Here is a 19812-nt window from a genome sequence, read left to right on the forward strand (position 1 = left end):
AAATTATTGAAATTTGCGGGCCGGAATATCGGCATACCCCAGGTTCCCGTCCATGACCCCGTAGTTCAACGGATAGAATAGAAGTTTCCTAAACTTTAGATATGGGTTCGATTCCCGTCGGGGTCACTGAATATAAAAGCCACTGAATTTCAGTGGCTTTATTTTATAAAAGGATTCTGATTATCTTATAAGCCAATCCTCACCCTACCTTCTGCATTTTTTTTATGGCGGTCCATCCTTCCGGTGTGATGCCCATGATCTCGGTGGCAACGCCCAGGGTCTGATAGGTGTCAAAGAAAGCCATTCGTGCGATGGGATGATCCACCTGGCTCAGGATCGCATACCCTTGGTCGGATAGATCGCTGATGACCTGATCGAAACCGCTAACCGGCAAACGGAACGCCAAATGTTGGGTACCCCCAGCCGGATACTGGGCCAGATAGTCATGGAACATGCTTTGGCCGGAAACAGGCTGAATGAGTTCGATGAAGGTACCTCCGTTATAGGTTTGGGTGGTGAGCCATTCACCGGCTTCAACCTTGCCGTAATAGGTCATACCCAAATCTTCTGCCCGTATAAGCTCAGGTTGGGGAAAGCCAGCGATGCCCAGCGCGTTCGTAAGGAATTTCATGGTAGTGTGAATGTCCGGGACCACCCAGCCGATTTGTGCCAGTTCGAGTCCGGCGATGGTGTCGTTGATACTACTCATAGTGGTTTGCTGCTAGGATAGTGATTGGATAAAGTTAGAACGGATGGGTTTCTGACACAAGTTTTTTTTGCGCCAAAATAAAGATGTGCAGGTGAAAACGATGCTAAATGTAATGGGACGATACTCTCATCCCAAATCAGCATCATATCGGGTTAACAATCACATAATGGTTTGTTAACGTCCTTTCCTGACACATTCGCCCCGATCTAGGTTTCTTTGCGTAATTTCCATTCCCTCAACCTATTACGCATGTTTATTAAAAAACACTTCTCTAGCCTGACCCTATCCGGGCTGATCCTCGCTGCCTCATCGTGTATCCAGGACCACGACCTGGGCAATCCTTACCAACTACCGACGCTTAGCAATCAGGGCGTTGCGCTACCTTATACGGTACTGGGTTCACAGCTTGGCGTTGAAATACGAAACGGTGGCTTTGGTTCTTCGGCCGTGGCGCACCCCTACAATGCGGGGCAGTTCTACGCCCTGACCGATCGTGGCCCCAATGCCGACGCTACGGGTGGTAAGTACTTTCCCGTACCCAACTACACACCCCGGATTGGCCTGTTCAGGCTGACAAGTGACGGTAAAATTGAGAAACTGTCCGAAATCCTGATTAAAGACCCTTCGGGCAATCCCATCAGCGGCCGACCCAATCCGGCCGGCAAAGGTGCGACCGGCGAAATTCCGTACGATTTGAACAATCAGGTACTCGACTTTGATGAGTTTGGGCTGGATACCGAAGGCCTGGTAGCCATGAAGGATGGTACCTTTTGGGTTTCGGACGAGTACGGTCCGCACATCGCTCATTTGAAGTCCGACGGCACGCAAATCGAACGCATCAGCCCGGTCAACGTGAACACCGGAACTCGTAAATTACCCGCGGTGCTCGAAAGACGATGGGCTAACCGCGGCATGGAAGGGCTTACCATCACACCCGACGAGAAAACATTGGTCGGAATTATGCAGTCGCGGCTCTACAACCCTTCGAATTCTGCCGCCACCAACCGTACCCTGACGCGGATCGTGACTTTCGATATTGCTACGGGGAGTACCAAACAGTACCTGTACCGTCAGGAGATCGACAATAATTCTAACTCTGAAATCACGGCCCTGAGCGCCACACAATTTTTGGTGGTAGAGCGGGATGGCAATTTCAGTGCGGATGGTCCGGTGATGAAGCATATTTATAAAATCGATATTTCCCAGGCAACAGATGTCTCGGGTGATTTCAATTCTCTGGATGGTATGCTGGTGAATGGCAAAACGCTGGAAGCCAATAGCTGGGATCAATTGGCCGCGGCGGGTATCGTTCCAGTCCAGAAAACTTTGGCCGTGGATCTGATTACTGCCCTGGGCGACTACCCGCACGATAAACTGGAAGGGATGTGGCTGATTGACGGCAGCACACTGGGAGTAATCAATGACGATGATTTTGCCGTGTGGAGCGATCCTATCCTGAAAATCAAACAAAAGACACTATCTCCCACGAAGGGTACCGTGATCGATGGCAACCGCCTGTATATCGTAAAATTCTAGAGGTACCTCTACCGGTTGAAACGGTAAATGGCGGGCCCCGGCCCACCATTTTTTTGATTCCCTATTCCTTTGTAGGTACCCTTACCTCATAAAAACTACCCGAAGGCACCCGCAGGCGATAATCCGTCGTGTTGCTAAACCAGGGATTGAGCAATCTTAATTCTTTATAGGTAGTCTTGTTGGCTTTGGCAAATGCAATCAGGTCCGTATCGCGATCTACCTTTACCGTTTTGAACTGGTAGGGGCGGTACTGATCCTCAGGGCGTAGGAAGTAACCATAGGCTTCCGGGTTTTCCAGGATCACCTTGAAAGCCAGGATACGGTAAAAGTATCGCGCTGTTTCGGGATTGAGGTACAGGTCCCAGAAATTATCCGTCTGCTGGTACTTCAGCACATTCTGCATCCCCGTGAGCCCCCGGTTGTACGAACTAGCGACCAGCGGCCAGCTTTTCAGACGGACGTAGGCCCATTTGAGATAGCGGGTAGCGGCCTCGGTGGCTAGCTTGGGATCGCGGCGCATGTCCACGTCCTCGTTGATGGTCAGTCCGAAATCACGGGCCGTAGGCTGCATGAATTGCCACATGCCCACCGCCCCGGCGGGCGACTGCACCGTGTTTTCGAGTTCACTTTCGGCTACGGCCAGATAAATCAGATCGGTAGGTACGTCGTTTTCGCGCAATGTTTTTTCGACCAGTGGCCGCCAGCGAGCGATATTTTTCATCACGAAAATAGTCCGCGAATGCCCGAATGTGTTCACTACCAATTCACGTTCAAGGCTCTCGCGCACATCGTCGCGCTCCAGGGGTACCCGCTCGCCGGCGAAGGTCAGCGTGTCGGGCAGGGGAGGCAGCGTGACATATTGCGGCTTGCCGGCGGGGAAGCTATCGATGGGATAAATGGCAGTCCGTTCCGCAAAAGGCAATCGCTCATCTTGTATCGAGGGAGGCGTTGTGTTCTGAGAATGGCATCCGTAACAGAGGAGTACATTGAGAAATATAAGGTATCGGGTCATGTATTTTCAAATATTGTAGTACCACCCGCGCCGTGTTGGTTTTTCCAGGCCCGGAACATCACGTCGCAGTTGACAACCAGTTCGGCGTTCCCGAATCGATCCACGGCGATCAGACCGCCCTGGCCACCCGCCTTTCTGATTTTTTCATGAACCACTTGCTGGCAGGCTTCCCGCAATGATAGGCCTTTATACTCAATCAAACAAAAAACGTCGTAGGCTGCCACGGCCCGCATGAAGTACTCACCGTCACCAGTGCAGGATACCGCACAGGCCTGATTGTTGGCGTAGGTACCACTGCCGATGATGGGGCTGTCACCTACGCGGCCATAGTTTTTGTTGGCAAATCCGCCCGTAGAAGTGGCTGCCGCCAGGTTGCCGGCTTTGTCCAGGGCTACTGCCCCTACGGTACCTTTGCCCGTGTTACATTCTTTTGCGCGTTGCTTGGCGATCAGGAGTTCGCGGTAGCGGTCTTCGTTATAGAAATAGGTATCCTCCTCGAAGCGCTGTCCCTGCTCCCGGGCAAATGTTTCGGCACCTTCCCCCGTTAGCAGGACGTTTTTGGTTTTGTCCAGCACAGTACGGGCCAGCCTGACGGGGTTCTTGACGTTACGTACCCCCGCCACGGCTCCCGCCTGTCCGGTTTGCCCGCACATGATGGCGGCGTCCATTTCGTGAAACTGATGGTAGTTGAAGGCCGATCCGCGTCCGGCATTGAACAGGGGGTTATCTTCCAGCGTCGTTACGGATTTTTCAACGGCGTCCAGTGCGGTACCTCCCGCCGCCAGCAAAGCATAGCCTGCATCCATCGCCTCATTTAGGGCGGAATGGTATACTTTTTCCAGATCGGGCGTGAGGTCAGCCGGGTCGATCCAGCAGGAACCACCATGAATGGCCAGGGTGAACATAGGGGGTAAGATAGATTGGGATTTGAAAAAATTACTCCGCCGGTGCCAGGTCCAGTACTTCACTGGTATAGGTACGCATCGCATGACAGAGCGCCGGATTATCGCCCAGGGACTGTCCGTAGGACGGAATCATCTCCCGGAGTTTCTGTTGCCAGGCATTGGTGCGAAGTTGCTCAGGAAAGCATTTTTCGAGCAAACTCAACATGATCGACACCGCCGTGGAAGCGCCCGGCGACGCGCCCAGCAACGCGGCCAGGCTGCCATCGGCGGCGCTGACTACCTCGGTTCCGAATTCCAGAATACCGCCCTCTTCTTCGTCTTTTTTGATCACCTGAACCCGTTGTCCGGCAATTTCGAGCTCCCAATCGTCCAGCCGGGCTTCCGGAAAGTATCTTTTCAGAGCGTCCAGCCGTTCCTGGGGCGTCTGGCTTACTTGCTCAATGAGGTACTTCGTGAGCGGAATATTGTGGAGACCGGCAGCAATCATGGGCCGGATGTTGCGCAGGTTTACCGAAAAGGGGAGGTCAAAAAAAGAGCCTTTTTTCAAGAACTTGGTTGAGAAACCCGCGTAGGGACCAAAAAGCAACTCCTGCTTACCCTTGATCATACGCGTGTCCAGATGCGGTACCGACATGGGCGGCGATCCTACCTCGGCCTTGCCATAGACTTTGGCATGATGCTGCCTGATGATGTCGGGGTTGGTACAACGCAACCATTGACCGCTTACCGGAAAGCCCCCGTAGCCGCGGCCTTCGGGAATGCCGGATTTGAGCAGCAGCGGCAGAGAGCCGCCACCCGCGCCGATGAATACGAATTTGGCATGGATTTTCCGGCGCTCGTGGGTGTCCCGATCCCGGACACTCACCTCCCATGAACCGTCCCGCTCGCGGTCCAGGTCGCGGACTTCCTGATTGAAATGTAGCGTCACGCCTTCCATATCTTTAAGGCAGTGGAACATGGCACGGGTCAGGGCGCCGAAGTTGACATCGGTACCCAGGGGCATGTAGGTGGCAGCTACCTTTTGATTTGGATCGCGGCCTTCCATAATCAGCGGCATCCAGTCGGTAAGCTGGCTATGATCATCGGAATACTGCATTTCCTGAAATAACACATTCTTCTGCATGGCTTCGTACCGTTTTTGCAGAAATGTGACATTTTTCTCGCCCCACACAAAACTCATGTGTGGAATCGGGCGAATGAAGGAGGTAGGTAGCTCCACGAACTCATGTTGGGTCAGGAACGCCCAGAACTGCCGCGATTGCTCGAAGGATTCGGCTACCTTGACAGCCTTGGAAATATCCACCGAGCCGTCGGGACGCTGGGGCGTATAGTTGAGCTCGCAAAAAGCCGAGTGCCCGGTACCGGCATTGTTCCAGGCGTCGGAGCTTTCGGCGGCGGCGTGGTCGAGCCGCTCGATGATTTCTATGCTGAGCGAAGGGTCGAGTTCTTTGAGTAGCATCCCGAGGGTAGCACTCATGATGCCCGCGCCAATCAGAACAATGTCGGGATGGTTATCTTTACGGGTAATAGCAGTCATTCAGCGATTTTTTGAAACGGTGTACAAGACCTAAGCGATCGGATTCATCACCCACAGATATGTAGGCGACGAATCCCTATCCCTAAAAATCCGTACCTGGTTCCGGCCTCACGACACGGCCTCTAACTGGGTATCGCTGTGGAAAATGGCCTCGCGATGCTGAACGCCCCAATTATGCAGCGCTTCGGTTACCTGCCGCAACGTCTGGCTGTACGGGGTAGCCGCGTACTCTACCGTGATGGGGCGGGTGTCGCAAACTTTCCGGCTGACCAGATTATTCATTTCCAGTTCTTTCAACTCCTTCGACAGAATCCGGGGCGAAATGCCTGATTCCCGGGAAAGCTCTTTGAATCGTTTTGTTTCGTCCATCAGGATCGCCAGAATCACCAGCTTCCATTTTCCACCCACCACCGACAACGTATCCTGAACGGCCATGTGCGCTTTTCGACATTCGTGCTGTGTCATAATATAAATAGGTATCCTTTTTGTTACCGGTATCCTTTATGTAATTCGTTACAAAGGTATACCGATGCGCCGTAAATTTGTAGCATCAACTAAAAAAAAGAATCGTATGAGCACTAAAACACAAAAAATTATCGGATGGGTACTTACCGGACTCATCGCGCTGGCCTTCATCGGTAGCGCTAGCATGAAACTGGCGGGCGGAACCGGGGCGGAGGAAGCTTCAGAAGCCATGGGCCTCACGGCAGAAACGATTAAACTGATCGCATTCGTAGAGCTGATTTCGGTAGCTCTTTTTATTGTCCCGCGTACAGGCTTGCTAGGTACGCTGTTGCTGGCGGCCTACCTGGGCGGGGCCATAGCTACACACCTTGAGCATCAACAGCCCTTTTTTGCGCCGGTTATTCTTCAGGGGCTGGTGTGGATTGCGGCAGTCCTGCGTTTTCCAGAATTAAGCCGGCGATTCTTAGGTACCAAAGAATTGGCCTGATCCATAGGTACCCCCTTCAAAATCAAAAAGCCCGTAGAACTAGTTCTACGGGCTTTTTGATTGAATATAAGTCCGGTTATCAGGAAGGATTGGAATTGGACACATAGTGCGCGCGCGGATGCAGGGCCTTACCGATGATCTCCACCAGGTCAGGATTGACAAATTGCTCATCCACAACCTCCCACTTGTCCTCGCCACGATACACCATCACAAATGAATCTTTTTCGGGGAAAATAACCCGCAATCCTTGCTCGTCGCCGTACATTTCGGGTTCTACCTTAAAATGCATTTCCTGCCCGTCCTGCGGGTCTTTTATTGTTAAGTCCATGGTATTAGGGGTTTAGTGTACACAGAAATGGGGCGGTCGTAAGCGTGCAGTATTTGTTTCCGACCCATCATTTTTTACCTGCCGACCCAAAATAATTATACCAGCCATAGGTACCCTCTGACTCATTTGTTCGATTCCAGCAGATCCTTGTAGCTGATCAGCCGAATGCCTTTTGCTTTGATTTTTGCTTTCACGTCGGCGCTGGTAAATAGGTCGGTCACGCCCTGCCGGTCTTCGGCCACGTTCTCGTAGCCAATGTGATGGATAGCACGGAGCTCGGCGTTGTCCAGGCCCGGATGCTCCACAAACAGGTAGGTTTTGCCGGGTTCCACGCGGCTGAGAGCGTTCATAAAGCTTTGGGCTTTTTCGGTGGGGGTACCACGCGGCCCTTCCAGCGGCAGCCGCTGTACCTTGTATGCATCCGTATCGATATCGATTTTGTATTCCTGCGCCAGTTTTTTAGTAAGTGCCGTTACTTCCTTCGATAACGCTGTGCAGCCCATGTGCGAAGACAGGTGACTGATGCGCGGGATGTGCCGCAGGGCGGTTTCGATCTGCGCCCGGAACTCACGCTCAATGTCCTCGAGCTTCCATTTATTTTCGGCAATGGCGCGGCCCGGATAGTTTTTATTGGGAAAAACCATCGGGTAAAAGTACCCATCTGCGTCGACCAGACTACTGGCCTGGGTCATGGGACGCCACTTCACCAGATCCCACTCACTGGTCAGGGCCAGGTGAATACCTACGTCCGCATCGGGTATTTCTTTCAATAATTGCACCGCTTCAGGAAACCAGGGCGAGGGTACAATCACTTCAATGGAAGTTTCGATGCCCTTTTTGTACGACTCCACCAGGGCCAGATTGCCCGAGTGCGAAAAGCCCATATCGTCGCCACGAATGATCAGGCGGGCGGGTGGGGTTTGGGCGAAGGCGTGGCCCACACAGAAAATCAGAAACAGCAGACGAATTGTTTTTGGCAGCATGGCGGATGAGCTAAGGTAGGTTTTCAAAGGCGGGTTACCGGGTTATTATTCCGTAAAGCTACATAAATTCCATTTCTTTGTGGTCGGGCGGTACCCAGGGTACCCTCTTTCTCTTGAACTCATTGGCCACATGCATACACTCATGAGAATAGTAAGGTACCTCATGAACGTACTGACGTACCTCGATTTTCAGCCTTCCCGAAAAAAAGCCCTGTACTTAGTACTAGGATTGACAGCACTCTTTCTGCTGTTGACGGCCTTCGTATACCTGCTGCCGACCACATTCATCGACATTGAATTTTCCGAAGAGGTGCAGGAGTACAACAGTCCTTTCCTGGACGCCGTGATGAAAGGCGTCAGTTGGTTTGGGACGCAAACTGTGGCTATTTCCCTTGCCCTGGCTACTGCACTCGTTTTTCTGATGCTTCGCTACCGCTGGGAAGCTCTCTTCCTAAGCCTCACACTGCTGTCTTCGGTGCTCAATTTTGGCATTAAGCTACTGGTCAACCGTCCCCGTCCCACCGACGATCTGGTGCGGATTGTGGTCAAAGCGCAGCACAACAGTTTTCCCAGCGGGCATACCGTGTTTTACGTTACTTTCTTTGGCTTTCTGATCTTTCTGATGTACCGACTGCGGCAATTTCCTCCCGCTGTGCGGTGGGGGATAGGTGGGGTGAGTTTGCTGTTGATCCTGGCCGTGCCCTTTTCCAGGGTGTACTTGGGGGCGCACTGGTTTTCGGACGTCGCCGCGGGTTTTATGCTGGGTCTAATTTCTCTGATCGGGCTAATTTTGCTTTATCTCCCGTCTACTCATTCTTCACCCCCTCACTCGTAGTACCCTACCAGGGTGGTCACGGATTCGGGTACCATCACGATTTTATCGCTCGTCACTGATGCTTTCGCCAGGTTTTTGTCCTTATCAGTGGTGTAGGTTACGAAGCGCTTGTTCTTTACGGCCAAGCCCGACAGCGGCAGTGCCACGGGTTGGGAAGTCATATTGACGGCGACCAGCACGATTTTCTTACGGGTTGCGTCCTTATAGCCCGACATCATGTAGGTACCTGCCTGCGCCACCGGATCAGCGTTACCTTCGATCGCTACCTTAATGCGTTTCATACCGGGTCGTACAAAACGGGCGAAATTCCCAAAAGTCCACAACTGCTTCGACTCCACGACCTGCCCCGCCAAGCGGGCGTTGTCGTGGTTCTTGAATTGTCCGTCCGGGCCATTGATATACACCAGGCCGTCGCTGTAATTGTAGGGGTTGATCGCCAGCCACCATTGCCACGAGGCTACGTTAGATACCGTGAGGTCGTTGTGAAGTACCTTGGCCACGTACAGCCCGTAGTCAATAGCCGTATGGCGGGGAGATCCATTGTATTTGCCGCAGATGTCGCCCAATACCCCGAATTCGCTCTGCCAGAGTGTGGGACTGCCCGCCGCCCGCGCGGCCTGAAGGGCTTTTTGCCGGGTTCCGACCAGCCGGGCGTCGTCGCAAGTAGAAAAGTAACTGTGGTACGCCGCGATGGGTTGGACATTGGGCAAGGTACCCAGCGAAGTGCTTCCGCCGAACAGCTCTGCCAACTGGTTGCCCCGACCTGATTCTGCTTTGTCGTAGAGGTAGTCGATCTGTGCGGTTTCGCCGGTAACTACCGTGGTTTTGCTGTCTGTGGCGTTTAGTCGGTCAGATAAAGCCTTCGCTACCGCGATCAGGTCGCGGCTGCGGGCGGGGGTACCTTCCTGCCCGGCTTTTCCGTTTTTCTTGGCCTGCCAGTCCCACTGTGGCTCGTTGACGGGGCTAAGGTAGTCAAGGTTAAAGTGATTGGCGACTTCGGTCAAAAAATCAGCAAATCGGGTCAGTTGATTTGTGCGGAGATTCAGCGAATCGTTGTTTGATGCGCTTGCAGTACCTGGCGCAAACGCCTTGCCGTTGACCGTCATGTGGACAGGCGGTGAGTTGGCAAAACCCAGCGTGTAAGGTACCCCTCGCTGCCGGGCCGCATTCAGGAACCATTGGCTGCCCGCCTGCTTCGACCAGTCGTACCTACCCTGGGCGTCCAGAAAGCATTCCTCCCGCCGCCACGCATCGCCGATGTCGCTGGCTTCACCCTGTTCGTAGCTACCCGCACCGATGTTCATTCGCCATAGCGACAGGCCGATGCCCTTTGGCTGCCCCGCCGCCGTGGTGTCGAGGCTGAAAAGCAAATCCGCGATCTGATTTTTCTTGCTTTCATCGGCCCAGGTACCAATAAACTTGGCCGACCAGCAATCGGATGCACCGAAGCTATGGATCGTCTGGAATTCTTCGTTCAGTGAAACCACAGCTCTGGCTTCTCCCGGTAGGGGTACCTTAGGTAGGGTACCTCCGATCTTAACGCAGGATAAGGTGAGCAGTGCTGCGCAAAGCAGCAGGATGTTGTAGTTTTTGTGAGGCATGTGGGTCAGTAAATTCCAACTATTAGTTTCTGCTCAATATCGAATAGTGAAAAATGCACGTGCCTATCCTACTTATTCCTGGCTGAGCAATTTGAAGGTAATTCGTTTCTCCTTACAAATTGGGACGGAGGAGGTACCTTGAGCAGTGCTCTGAGGGGAGTCAAACCAAGCTATTCTTGCTTCTCTCCTCTGAAAATCCAGGAGACACCAAATTTATCGGTGAGCTGCCCGTAGGTACCAAAGGGTACACTACGAAGCTCCATAAAGGTCCGCTTGTCCCGGTCCGCTCCTTCCGCGAGCTTCTCAAAAACCGGTTTCAAATCAGCAAGGGAAGTACCCACGACAAACAAGCTGAACGTATTCCCGGGCTTGGGCTCGAGTTGAGGAGAAGCCATCCAATCGGTAGCCGAAAAGTCAATTGCGCCACTTTTCAGTTGCGCATTAATGATTCTTCCGTGTTTTTCGGTCGGAAACTGATCTTTCATGGGCGTATCACCCAGTTTGGTCAAGGTCAATTCTCCACCAAGGCATTTCTGGTAAAAGGTCATCGCTTCGGCGCAGTTTCCGTCAAATAAAAGGAAGGGAGTACAATGTAACATTTTCTTATTTCTGTTTTTTTGGTAGTTTTAAGCTATCGGCTGATCAAGCCATGCAGAACTAAATGGATTTGATTATTGATGGGCGAATTAATTCGTAAAGATAAATACCCCAGAGGGGTCAACGGTTAATAGAATGGATATGTTGGAAGAATCAAACACACCGGAGGGGTCGGCCCCTCCGGGGCGATTTGTAAGTAATTACACCTTTTTACTAGTAACCGTCGACACCTCCGGCGTGGTAATTCGCAACTTTACAAGTTAATTCATTTATCAATAAAAGATCCGCTCCGAAGGATAAAATCAGTCAAAGGGTACCAGGTCTGGCTCGATAAATTCCTGTTTCGCCAGTGACGAATTGAAAATATCGCCCGAGTAGTGCGTATTAATCAATTCTTTAAAATTGGATTTAAGCCTTGGGAATTCAGCAATAAAATCTTTGAAGGTATCAGCAGAAGACTTATTAATAAAATGATTCACTGCCTTGACGGAGGCAATGGTCAAGGTATGGTTGTACTTTGCGCTGGCTCCCAGAAATGCTACGTACTGAACCAGTTGTTTCGTAACGTTTAGAATCGCTGTTTCTACGCCATATTGAGTAACATGAATCCACGCCAAACGCAGGTGCGCTTCGTGCGTAAAAAGTGCAGGATCTAGGCTACAGTTTTCAAATTGCTGGGCAAACTCTCTATCGCTCAAATTAAAATGGTGTTCCATAGTCTGCTCTTTTGTTAGTCAGTTTACGCGCCTCGCAGAATCTTCTCCATTTTGCGTCCCTTGGCCAGCTCGTCTACCAATTTGTCCAGGTACCTGACCTGCTGAGTTAATGGATTTTCTATTTCTTCTATCCGATAGCCACAGATCGTACCTGTGATCAGGCGGGCATTTGAATTCAGAGTAGCCTTCTGAAAGAACTTTTCAAACGTCGCCTTTTCTTCGATGAGTTTTTTTAACTTTTCTTCATCATACCCGGTCAGCCACTCAATTACCTGATGCAGTTCTTCTTTCGTCCTGGCTTTCTTCTCGACTTTATTGACATAATGCGGATAGACCGAGGCGAAGGTCATCTTTGCCATTCGTTCATCGTGATTGTTTGCGTTGTTCATAGCTGGTGCTTTGATAGGAGGTCGTTCTTCTTTTCATTGTATCAAGATAGGTTTCAAATCACTATTGCCATGCCATTCATCAACTACTTTTCGTTTCCTAAATCGTTTACTGATGAATAATCGATAGGATCCTTCATCCATATCTTCTGTGAGTTTCATCCAAAGAGGTATTTCATTGAATGCCGTTACCAAAGAGTTAGCAGTATCCTCTAATCTCAGTTTTTTTTCAAGTATTTTTGGTAAAGCGTGGTAGAACATTATCTCATCCATGTTTGTCTTTGGAGCTTGATGCTCGTTTGGATCAAATTCTAGAATGAATGTTGAATATCTGGAATTCATTCTCTTTGTAGCTTTCTCCAGCTGCTGAGTTAGAAATTCAACATTTGTTCTATTCACTAGATTATCAGTTTAATATTGCCCAACATCCATATCATTTAGTCACTACCTTCACATTCCTGAACATGAACGGATTGTCACTAACGCGCAGGGGCTTGCCGCTGGCGGTAGTCACATTCTTGAGCACGACTTCTTTGGTAATGACGTAAGGAAACTGCTCCTGGTAGGATTCATCCTTCATTTGGGGATTGAAATTGGCGAAAATAGCCGGGCCCTGGTAGTTGTCGGGGTGGTGGGAGTCGTCGATTTTGAGGTTTTCAATGATAATTCGCTCCGGCATGTATGCGGTATAGCCGAAATCATGTTGCCCGGAATTGGAACCACCGATCAGGGAAGCAGTGACGGGTCGGCCGCCGGAAGGGACGAACGTGCAGTTACGAATAATGAATTCACCCTGCCAGGTACTGCCGTAGTCGGAGCGCAGGTTGATGAGGGTACCCCCCGGATCGTGCTGTTTTCCACGAGAAACGTCCCGCTGCCGATGGCATTGATGCCCATGTGCCCCAGCGTCGAGTTGCGGATGGTGGCATTGGCTACCCCCATGTGGGCATCGAACCGGGAAAAAACGCAGGAGTCGTACAGCATATTCTTACAGAAATTGGAACCCAGAATGCCCCAGTACGTGCGGTCATTGATATCGTTGGTCTGGCTGCAGTTGATAAAGGACACATTCAGGGCGCGGTTGGGCGACAGGTCGTAGGTACCCATGGAGACGGGCTTCCCGGCCGCACCGATGGTAGTGTAGGTTTTGTGGCCAGTCAGGACGGTGTTTCTGACTGTCACATAGGCGCAGTCCCGGATATTGAAAAAGCCGCCGTAGGGCGCACCGTGGTCGCCTTCACCCGTGACGCGGTGTTCGAGCCCGTCCACCACGACATTGGAGCGTTTAATCAATATATTGCGCTGGTAGTAGGTGTACTTCGATTCAGCCTGATTGGCGATCGTGGTGAACCGTCCTCCGGTGATCTTCAGGGGCTTTTCGTCGATGGGAAGCGCACTGATCTCGGTGATCTGGTCAAAATCCCAGATGATCGGCGCGTCCATGTCCACCTTTCCGGTTTTGTCCACCATGAAGATATCCGTCTGCGACGCTCCATTGTTCTGGTTCAGTCCGTACCGGATGTAGTGCTTCTTGTTCGCATTTGTGACCGTAATCAGACAGGGACCAGGTAGTTTGGCGTCAATTTTTTCCTGATTTCGCTTCAGCGATGTAATGCCCTTCAATGGAAAAGATTGCAGGCTGGAACTGACCACGAAGACAGAAGCATTGCGATTTTCCACATCCACATCGTCGATGATGAAAGCCGCCTTTCCAAAATCGGTATCCGTCCGCACTACGGCGGTGCGCTCTTTTCCGCTGATGTAGTAGGTAGCTCCCTCGTCCGCTTTTACCGGTAGTTTCTGCTGATTGGCGAAGGCATGGGCCGCGGCGATCGCGTCCATATCATCGGTTTTGCCGTCGCCCTTGGCCCCAAAATCACGATAGCTGACCCACCCGCGAGACTTGAATGCCTGAGCCTCTTTGGGGGAGACATTCACCTGTAATCCTCCATCATTACTGGTACTTACCTGGGTTTTCTGATTTTGGGAGGTGATAACTACCTTTTCCTTCGTGCTTTCGGTTTGGGCCAGGGCCAGACTTGACATTGCCAGTAGACAGCACCAAAAAATTGGATATTTTAGCAGGAAAGGTAGTTTTGATGTGTTTATAAATTCGAGTGGACTGTTCATTCGCTTTTTTACAGTTTAAGAAGTACTTCATCTTTTACTGTAAAGAATAAACCGAATGAAATCTATCGAAATTTTGAGGGTTAGGAAACCATTCAATAGCACTGGAACGTGGGATATGTGAAGTTTTAGCCCAGGATTAGCCGCACGCCTGTTTTCTCCCAGATTCGCATTCATCCCCAGTTCAAGTACTTCTGCCAATTATGTTGTTCTTTAAATCCCAGGACTTCCCGGATTTTCCGATTGGAATACAAAGCTTCATACTCCCCCAATTCACGGGTAATGGGTACCCCAGGGAAAAACCGCTCTGCCAATTCTTTGCTGGGAATAATGGCTCCGTTTTCATCATTTGCAGCGTTGAAAACCTCATACCCGAGGCCGTCTTTTTTCAAACACAAATCCACGATCTGTCCCAGGTCTCGCGCATCAATGTAATTGAAGGCATTTCGGCGACGTACTTCGGGGTGCTTAAAATAATGCGGAAACAGTTCAGCGTATTCATGCGGTTCAATCACGTTGCCGATGCGGAGGGCATAAATATCAAAACCTGACCGGCGCTGGAAGCCCCTGGCCGTTTTTTCATTGACCACCTTCGATATTCCGTAGCTATCCATGGGGTCGACGTCGTAATCCTCCTCCAGCGGAAGTACTTTGGGGTCGGTTTTACCGTCAGAAAAACAGATGCCGTAGGTAGTTTCCGACGAGGCAATAATAATTTTCCTGATGCCCAGCTTGACCGCCGCTTCAATTACATTGTAGGTACCTAGGGTATTGATCCGGAAAGTTTCATTGTCGGGTTTGATCAAGATCCGGGGTATGGCTGCGAAATGCACGACGGCATCGAATTTTGGTACACCGTTTCCCGGTTCCAGCTCATCAAGGTCCGCATACGAACTCATGGCATCGAACATTTGCCCGGAATCCGTAATATCCGCGATCAGGTTATCTACCCCCGGGTGATCCAGAGGCTTCAGGTCTACATTCATCACCCGATGTCCTTGGTCAAGCAGGTAGGGAATTACGTGCTTACCTGCTTTGCCCGATCCTCCTGTAAAAAATATACGCATTGCCGTCATTTGTTCTCCAGTTTAATGATAGTTTTATTCGTTATAAACTCCTAGTTTGTGCGGTACATATCCCAGGCCAAAGTAACACTTATTTTTCGTGCAGTAAGGTTGGACTAATGTACCCCTCCTTATCCATACCTAAACCACCCATTCATTCCTATGAGAATACTCGTTTTGCTTCCCCTGCTGGCTTTCGCAGCGGGCTGCAACCAAACCCAAAAGAAAACGGAAACTACCGAAAAGCGGGTCGTCGTGAACGACACGATTCCCAGCGAGCGGACCAACGTCGACCCTAAGCCGGTGGCTACCTACTCCGCGCGCGTCCCCGATGCGCTGAATCAGTTCAAATTCACGGTGAAGCTGTACGAAACCCCGCTACGGTTCCGCTACCGGGTAGCCGTCACCTACAAAATGCTGGATGTGAAAGACAGTGTTGATATTCCCAACTTCGGCTATCAGCCCAAAGTCGACGTGAAGAAGCAGGAAAATGATCTCTCCGCTATGATTGGTTTCTATGACGCCAAGGGTACCTTCATGGATCTGAAAATAGTTGAAGTTGTCAACAATCAACTCAAAATGCGGCAGGTAAAACGGTACGGCGTAGGGACGGTCAGAAAGAAGTAGCGGCAGTGGGTGGCACATTTATCCCCCACTCATCCTAGGGAATATAGTAGGTGTTTAAGAAACAGTACTAGTCAGTAAATGAGGTTTTTATATAGATATTACTATACATTCTTTTCGCTTCACCTAAAGGACAATCTCAATGGAACTAACAAAAGTCCAGCCTGGGTATCTGCCCTATTCCAGGTCGGCTTAGGAATCGCAGGTCTACTTTTGCATAGTACTTACATAGCCAGCGTTCTCCTCAATGGAAGTAATGCTGATAAATTTTTCCCGCACACATACGTTGTCGGATTGATTACAGTTCTTGTCCCGACAACCATCCTTTACCATCTATTATTCAACTATTACGGGGTTTCGAAGGAAACAGGACTTACATCAAAGGATTTTTTTGTCGTTACTAAGCGCGCCAAACTATTTTTCTGGTCATTCTGGATTCTATCACTCCTTGGAATGGCACTATTAGCGCGATTGATTAAAGACAGTAGTATGTGATATACTGTAATGAATCTAAATCTCGCAATGTAAAGAGCGGCACAAAGTACTTAGGTAAAAAGTCGAAAAAGGGTGATGAATTGTGATTTCATAGCTATCATAATTCATCACCCTTCACCATTTTTTTCGTTTCTAAAATTTAAGCCACACCGGGCTCTACACCGGCCATAATCAACTTTTCGGGCGTGATAGGCAGGTCACGCATGCGCTTACCGGTGGCATTGAAAATGGCGTTGGCAATAGAGGCCGCCACACTGGTGATGCCCAACTCGCCGATGCCCTTTATGCCCATTTCATTCGCTATTTTATCTTCTTCGGGTACAAATACGACTTCTACATTGGCCATATCCAGGTTGACTGGAACGTGGTAATCAGCAAAGGAACGGGTAATGAAGTTGCCAAAGTTCGGCTCAACCCGGGTCTGTTCTGCGATCACCATGCCTGCGCCCATGGTCAATCCGCCGATGATCTGGCCAAAAGCCGTTTTGGGATTCAGTATTTTTCCGCAGGCCCCGACATTCAGCATGCGCTTGATCCTGAACATGCCGGTATCCTTATCTACCCACACTTCGGCGAAGTTAGCCCCGAACGAATAGACCGAATGCTCTTTAAATGCTTCGGAAGGTTTGGCGGTACCTTTGGCTTCGTAGGTAGTTAGCTTGTTGGCCGTCATCAGCTCTTTCACACTCATTTTTTTATCACCGGCATTCAGCTTTTGCTTTAATTCCTTAATCGCATTCTCACAGGCAACGCGCGCTCCATTGCAGTAGGAAGCCGCTCCCCACGATCCGCCGGAACCGGGCGTTACGGGAAATAGCGAGTCGGCAAGTTGCACAACTACCTGCCCAACGGGAATATCAAGGTACTCCGAAGCCGTCTGCGCAATAATGGTATAGCTGCCGGTACCTATGTCCGTGGCATCCATCTGAATGGTAGCCAACACGGTTCCGTCTTTGAGCGTCAGTATTACTTTCGACGATGTTTCCTGATAAGGTGCTGCCCGCGACGCACCACTTACGCCGTACCCTACCAGCCAATTGCCATTGGTATTTTTCGCCGGTTCCATTTTTCGTTTGTCCCAACCGAATTTATCGGCCCCGATCCGCAGGCACTCGACCAGCAAACGGGAAGAGAATGGTTTGTCGTTACTGGGATCGGTTTGTGTATCGTTTTTGATCCTGAATTCAATCGGGTCCATTTTAAGTTTCCAGGCCATTTCATCCATCGCCGATTCCAGCGCAAAGCTTCCGGTAGCTTCACCCGGCGCGCGCATGGCGAAAGGCGTCTGTAGATTCACCGGCACCAGCCGGTGGGTTACCTTGTTATTGGGTACTTTATAAAGCATTTTGCTCACGGTACCGCACGATTCCTGGAACTCTTCGTAGGTTGAAGTATGCGATAACGTTTCGTGGGCCAGGGCGGTCAGTGTTCCATCTTTGGTGGCACCTATTCTTACCTTCTGCTCATTGTGCTGCCGGAGGTTGGTGTTGGTAAACATCTGGTGCCGGGTAACGGTAAGCTGCACCGGGCGACCGGTTTTTTTAGCCGCCATAATGGCCAAAATCACGTGCTGCTTGGCGTGTAGTTTAGAGCCAAAGCCACCACCTACATAAGGCGCTATGACGCGTACATCTTCTTTGGGAATCTGGAAAGTATTGGAAATAGTGATGGCAGCATCGTTAATCATCTGCTGGCTGGCGTACGCTTTTACCTTGCCATTTTCCCACGAGGCGATAACGGCATGCAGCTCCATCGGGTGATGGTGCTCGATGGGCGTATTGTAGGTCGCTTCCAGCTTTTCGTCGGCCTTGGATAATCCTGCCTCCACATCGCCCCGGGAATAATCTGAGCTTTCCTTGGGTTTATAAGCGTCCGATCGGTGGTCCTTGAAATCTATTTTTGGCGTTTCTTTCTTGTACTCGATCTTGACCAGTCTTGCGGCGTATTGGGCTTGCTCAAAAGTTTCAGCTACCACTACGCCTACATATTCCCCGTAATAATTAATGTGCGGACTCTGCAGCACCGGTTGGATACTGGTGGTAGAAAGGGGTGGTAGTTTCTTATCAGGCGTCTTAAGCTTCTCGGCGTTTTTGTAGGTAATAATTTCAACGATTCCCTTCTGCTTTTTGGCTTCTGCTGTATCGATCGACGAAATTTCACCTTTGGCAACAGTACTATTGATTGCCTGGGCATACAGCATTTTATCGACCGGAAACTCCGACGAATATTTGGCCATCCCGGTCACTTTCAGGTGCCCCTCTACCCGGTCGATCGGGTTGCCTATTCCTATTGATGTGTCCATACTATGTTATATTAATGGGGAAAATAAATCCCCGGATCAATGTCTTACCTGATCAAAAATGTCTTTACGCGTTTTTCTCAAAAGCCTGCGTAAGCGCTCTTACAATGGCTTTTTTGCCCATTTCAACTTTATATTCATTGTCGGACAGAGTGCGGGCCGGGCGCATGGCCAGTTCCGCGGCCTGCTGAAAGTTGTCCTGAGTGGGTTTCTTGCCGCTCAGAAAGGCTTCGGCTTCGGTCAGTTTCCAGGGTTTGTGCGCCACCCCACCCATGGCAAGACCGGCTTTGGCAATGGTACCGCCCTCCATTTGTAATCCGGCCGCGACCGAAATGAGCGCGAAAGCATAGCTGGAACGCTCCCGGATTTTCAGGTAGTAATAGTGATCGGTAAAAATAGGCTTGGGTAGGTCAATCGCCGTAATGAGTTCATTGGGTTGCAGCGTGTTGTCTTTCTCCGGCTGATCGCCCGGCAGGCGATGAAAATCGGCAAAATCAATGGTTCTGGATTTACCGCCAGGCTGTTGCACGTGTACCGTAGCACCGATTGCCGCCAGAGCCACACACATATCGGAAGGATTGACGGCTACGCATTCGTCACTCCACCCGAAAATGGCGTGCTGGGCGTTCATGCCTTTCCTGGCTCCACAACCCGTGCCTGGTTCCCGCTTGTTACAGGGCATCGACGTTTCGAAAAAGTAGGGGCAACGGGTACGTTGCAATAAGTTGCCGCCGTTGGTCGCCATGTTCCGGATCTGCGCCGTAGCCGCCGACAGCATCGCCATGGAAAGCAGAGGGTAGTTTTTTCGGATGTCGGGATGGTTGGCGGTATCGGAATTGCTGGCCATGGCGCCCAGCGTGTAGCCGCCTGCATTGTTCGATTTAATGTCGTTGAAACTCAGGTCCGCCACTTCGATCAACTCGGTAGGACGTTCCACGTCTTCCTTCATCAAATCGATCAGGTTGGTACCGCCACCCAGGTACTTGGCTTGTTTGTTGGCCGCAGCGGCCGATACGGCGGCCTGCGGATTCTGCGGCTGGGTATATACAAAAGGTCTCATTGGTTACTGATTTTGTGGCGTTGGAGCCGTTGAAAGACGCTGATTC

At 50.7% G+C, this 19812-nt stretch carries 19 protein-coding genes, 1 tRNA gene and 1 pseudogene; 5 read left to right on the top strand and 16 right to left on the bottom strand.

The genetic code is table 11. The features are described 5' to 3' along the window. The first annotated feature begins 54 nt into the window (after positions 1-54). A tRNA-Arg gene (locus GBK04_RS17580) sits at positions 55-126 on the top strand. Between the two features lie 73 nt (positions 127-199). Here the strand turns inward: GBK04_RS17580 and GBK04_RS17585 are convergent. Continuing rightward, positions 200-709: a VOC family protein gene (locus tag GBK04_RS17585; RefSeq protein ID WP_152761873.1), complete on the bottom strand. Its 510-nt coding sequence runs from the start codon at positions 707-709 to the stop codon at positions 200-202. Positions 710-958: 249 nt separating this feature from the next. Between GBK04_RS17585 and GBK04_RS17590 the strand changes: the two genes are divergently transcribed. After that, on the top strand, positions 959-2245 hold the full coding sequence (locus tag GBK04_RS17590; protein ID WP_152761875.1) for an esterase-like activity of phytase family protein: 1287 nt from the start codon (positions 959-961) through the stop codon (positions 2243-2245). Between the two features lie 61 nt (positions 2246-2306). Here the strand turns inward: GBK04_RS17590 and GBK04_RS17595 are convergent, their stop codons facing one another. The 4 genes from GBK04_RS17595 to GBK04_RS17610 form a co-directional block, all read right to left on the bottom strand. After that, the gene (locus GBK04_RS17595) at positions 2307-3257 is read right to left on the bottom strand and encodes a lytic transglycosylase domain-containing protein (RefSeq protein ID WP_152761877.1); all 951 of its coding nucleotides are present in this window, start codon (positions 3255-3257) and stop codon (positions 2307-2309) included. After that, positions 3254-4162 (bottom strand): isoaspartyl peptidase/L-asparaginase family protein, encoded by a 909-nt coding sequence (locus tag GBK04_RS17600; protein ID WP_152761879.1) that lies wholly within the window; start codon positions 4160-4162, stop codon positions 3254-3256. The genes GBK04_RS17595 and GBK04_RS17600 overlap by 4 nt, the downstream gene beginning before the upstream one ends. Before the next feature lie 31 nt (positions 4163-4193). After that, a complete protein-coding gene (locus GBK04_RS17605; RefSeq protein ID WP_152761881.1) occupies positions 4194-5699 on the bottom strand; it encodes a malate:quinone oxidoreductase in 1506 nt (501 codons plus the stop codon). Positions 5700-5807: 108 nt separating this feature from the next. Then, a complete protein-coding gene (locus GBK04_RS17610) occupies positions 5808-6164 on the bottom strand; it encodes a winged helix-turn-helix transcriptional regulator (RefSeq protein WP_152761883.1) in 357 nt (118 codons plus the stop codon). A gap of 106 nt (positions 6165-6270) precedes the next feature. Between GBK04_RS17610 and GBK04_RS17615 the strand changes: the two genes are divergently transcribed. Then, a complete protein-coding gene (locus GBK04_RS17615; RefSeq protein WP_152761885.1) occupies positions 6271-6651 on the top strand; it encodes a DoxX family protein in 381 nt (126 codons plus the stop codon). Between the two features lie 79 nt (positions 6652-6730). Here GBK04_RS17615 and GBK04_RS17620 read toward each other — a convergent pair whose 3' ends face one another. Next, the gene (locus tag GBK04_RS17620; protein WP_152761887.1) at positions 6731-6979 is read right to left on the bottom strand and encodes a hypothetical protein; all 249 of its coding nucleotides are present in this window, start codon (positions 6977-6979) and stop codon (positions 6731-6733) included. Positions 6980-7101: 122 nt separating this feature from the next. Then, the gene (locus tag GBK04_RS17625; RefSeq protein WP_152761889.1) at positions 7102-7962 is read right to left on the bottom strand and encodes a polysaccharide deacetylase family protein; all 861 of its coding nucleotides are present in this window, start codon (positions 7960-7962) and stop codon (positions 7102-7104) included. A 130-nt stretch (positions 7963-8092) separates the two neighbouring features. Between GBK04_RS17625 and GBK04_RS17630 the strand changes: the two genes are divergently transcribed. Continuing rightward, positions 8093-8797, top strand: a complete 705-nt coding sequence (locus GBK04_RS17630; RefSeq protein ID WP_152761891.1) for a phosphatase PAP2 family protein — start codon at positions 8093-8095, stop codon at positions 8795-8797. Here GBK04_RS17630 and GBK04_RS17635 read toward each other — a convergent pair. The 7 genes and pseudogenes from GBK04_RS17635 to GBK04_RS17665 all read right to left on the bottom strand — a co-directional run bounded on the left by GBK04_RS17635 (position 8788) and on the right by GBK04_RS17665 (position 15300). Beyond that, positions 8788-10398, bottom strand: coding sequence for a glycoside hydrolase (locus GBK04_RS17635; protein WP_152761894.1), 1611 nt, complete (start codon positions 10396-10398; stop codon positions 8788-8790). The genes GBK04_RS17630 and GBK04_RS17635 overlap by 10 nt on opposite strands. Before the next feature lie 170 nt (positions 10399-10568). Further along, positions 10569-10997: a VOC family protein gene (locus GBK04_RS17640; protein WP_152761896.1), complete on the bottom strand. Its 429-nt coding sequence runs from the start codon at positions 10995-10997 to the stop codon at positions 10569-10571. 300 nt (positions 10998-11297) lie between these two features. Then, a complete protein-coding gene (locus GBK04_RS17645; RefSeq protein ID WP_152761898.1) occupies positions 11298-11711 on the bottom strand; it encodes a hypothetical protein in 414 nt (137 codons plus the stop codon). 23 nt (positions 11712-11734) lie between these two features. Continuing rightward, positions 11735-12100, bottom strand: coding sequence for a DUF2200 domain-containing protein (locus GBK04_RS17650; RefSeq protein WP_152761900.1), 366 nt, complete (start codon positions 12098-12100; stop codon positions 11735-11737). A gap of 33 nt (positions 12101-12133) precedes the next feature. After that, entirely contained in the window at positions 12134-12496 is a 363-nt protein-coding gene (locus GBK04_RS17655) for a hypothetical protein (RefSeq protein WP_152761902.1), read from the bottom strand. A 34-nt stretch (positions 12497-12530) separates the two neighbouring features. Beyond that, positions 12531-14143: pseudogene (locus tag GBK04_RS17660) on the bottom strand (hypothetical protein). A 254-nt stretch (positions 14144-14397) separates the two neighbouring features. Then, positions 14398-15300: an NAD-dependent epimerase/dehydratase family protein gene (locus GBK04_RS17665; RefSeq protein WP_152761904.1), complete on the bottom strand. Its 903-nt coding sequence runs from the start codon at positions 15298-15300 to the stop codon at positions 14398-14400. 150 nt (positions 15301-15450) lie between these two features. On the opposite strand from GBK04_RS17665, the gene GBK04_RS17670 reads away from it, so the two are divergent. Continuing rightward, positions 15451-15915, top strand: a complete 465-nt coding sequence (locus GBK04_RS17670; RefSeq protein ID WP_152761906.1) for a hypothetical protein — start codon at positions 15451-15453, stop codon at positions 15913-15915. 631 nt (positions 15916-16546) lie between these two features. On the opposite strand, the gene GBK04_RS17675 is transcribed toward GBK04_RS17670, so the two are convergent. After that, positions 16547-18709: a xanthine dehydrogenase family protein molybdopterin-binding subunit gene (locus tag GBK04_RS17675; protein ID WP_152761908.1), complete on the bottom strand. Its 2163-nt coding sequence runs from the start codon at positions 18707-18709 to the stop codon at positions 16547-16549. A 64-nt stretch (positions 18710-18773) separates the two neighbouring features. Next, the gene (locus GBK04_RS17680) at positions 18774-19766 is read right to left on the bottom strand and encodes an FAD binding domain-containing protein (RefSeq protein WP_152761910.1); all 993 of its coding nucleotides are present in this window, start codon (positions 19764-19766) and stop codon (positions 18774-18776) included. Positions 19767-19812: the final 46 nt, after the last annotated feature.

Source organism: Salmonirosea aquatica, from assembly GCF_009296315.1.
Lineage (GTDB): Bacteria > Bacteroidota > Bacteroidia > Cytophagales > Spirosomataceae > Salmonirosea > Salmonirosea aquatica.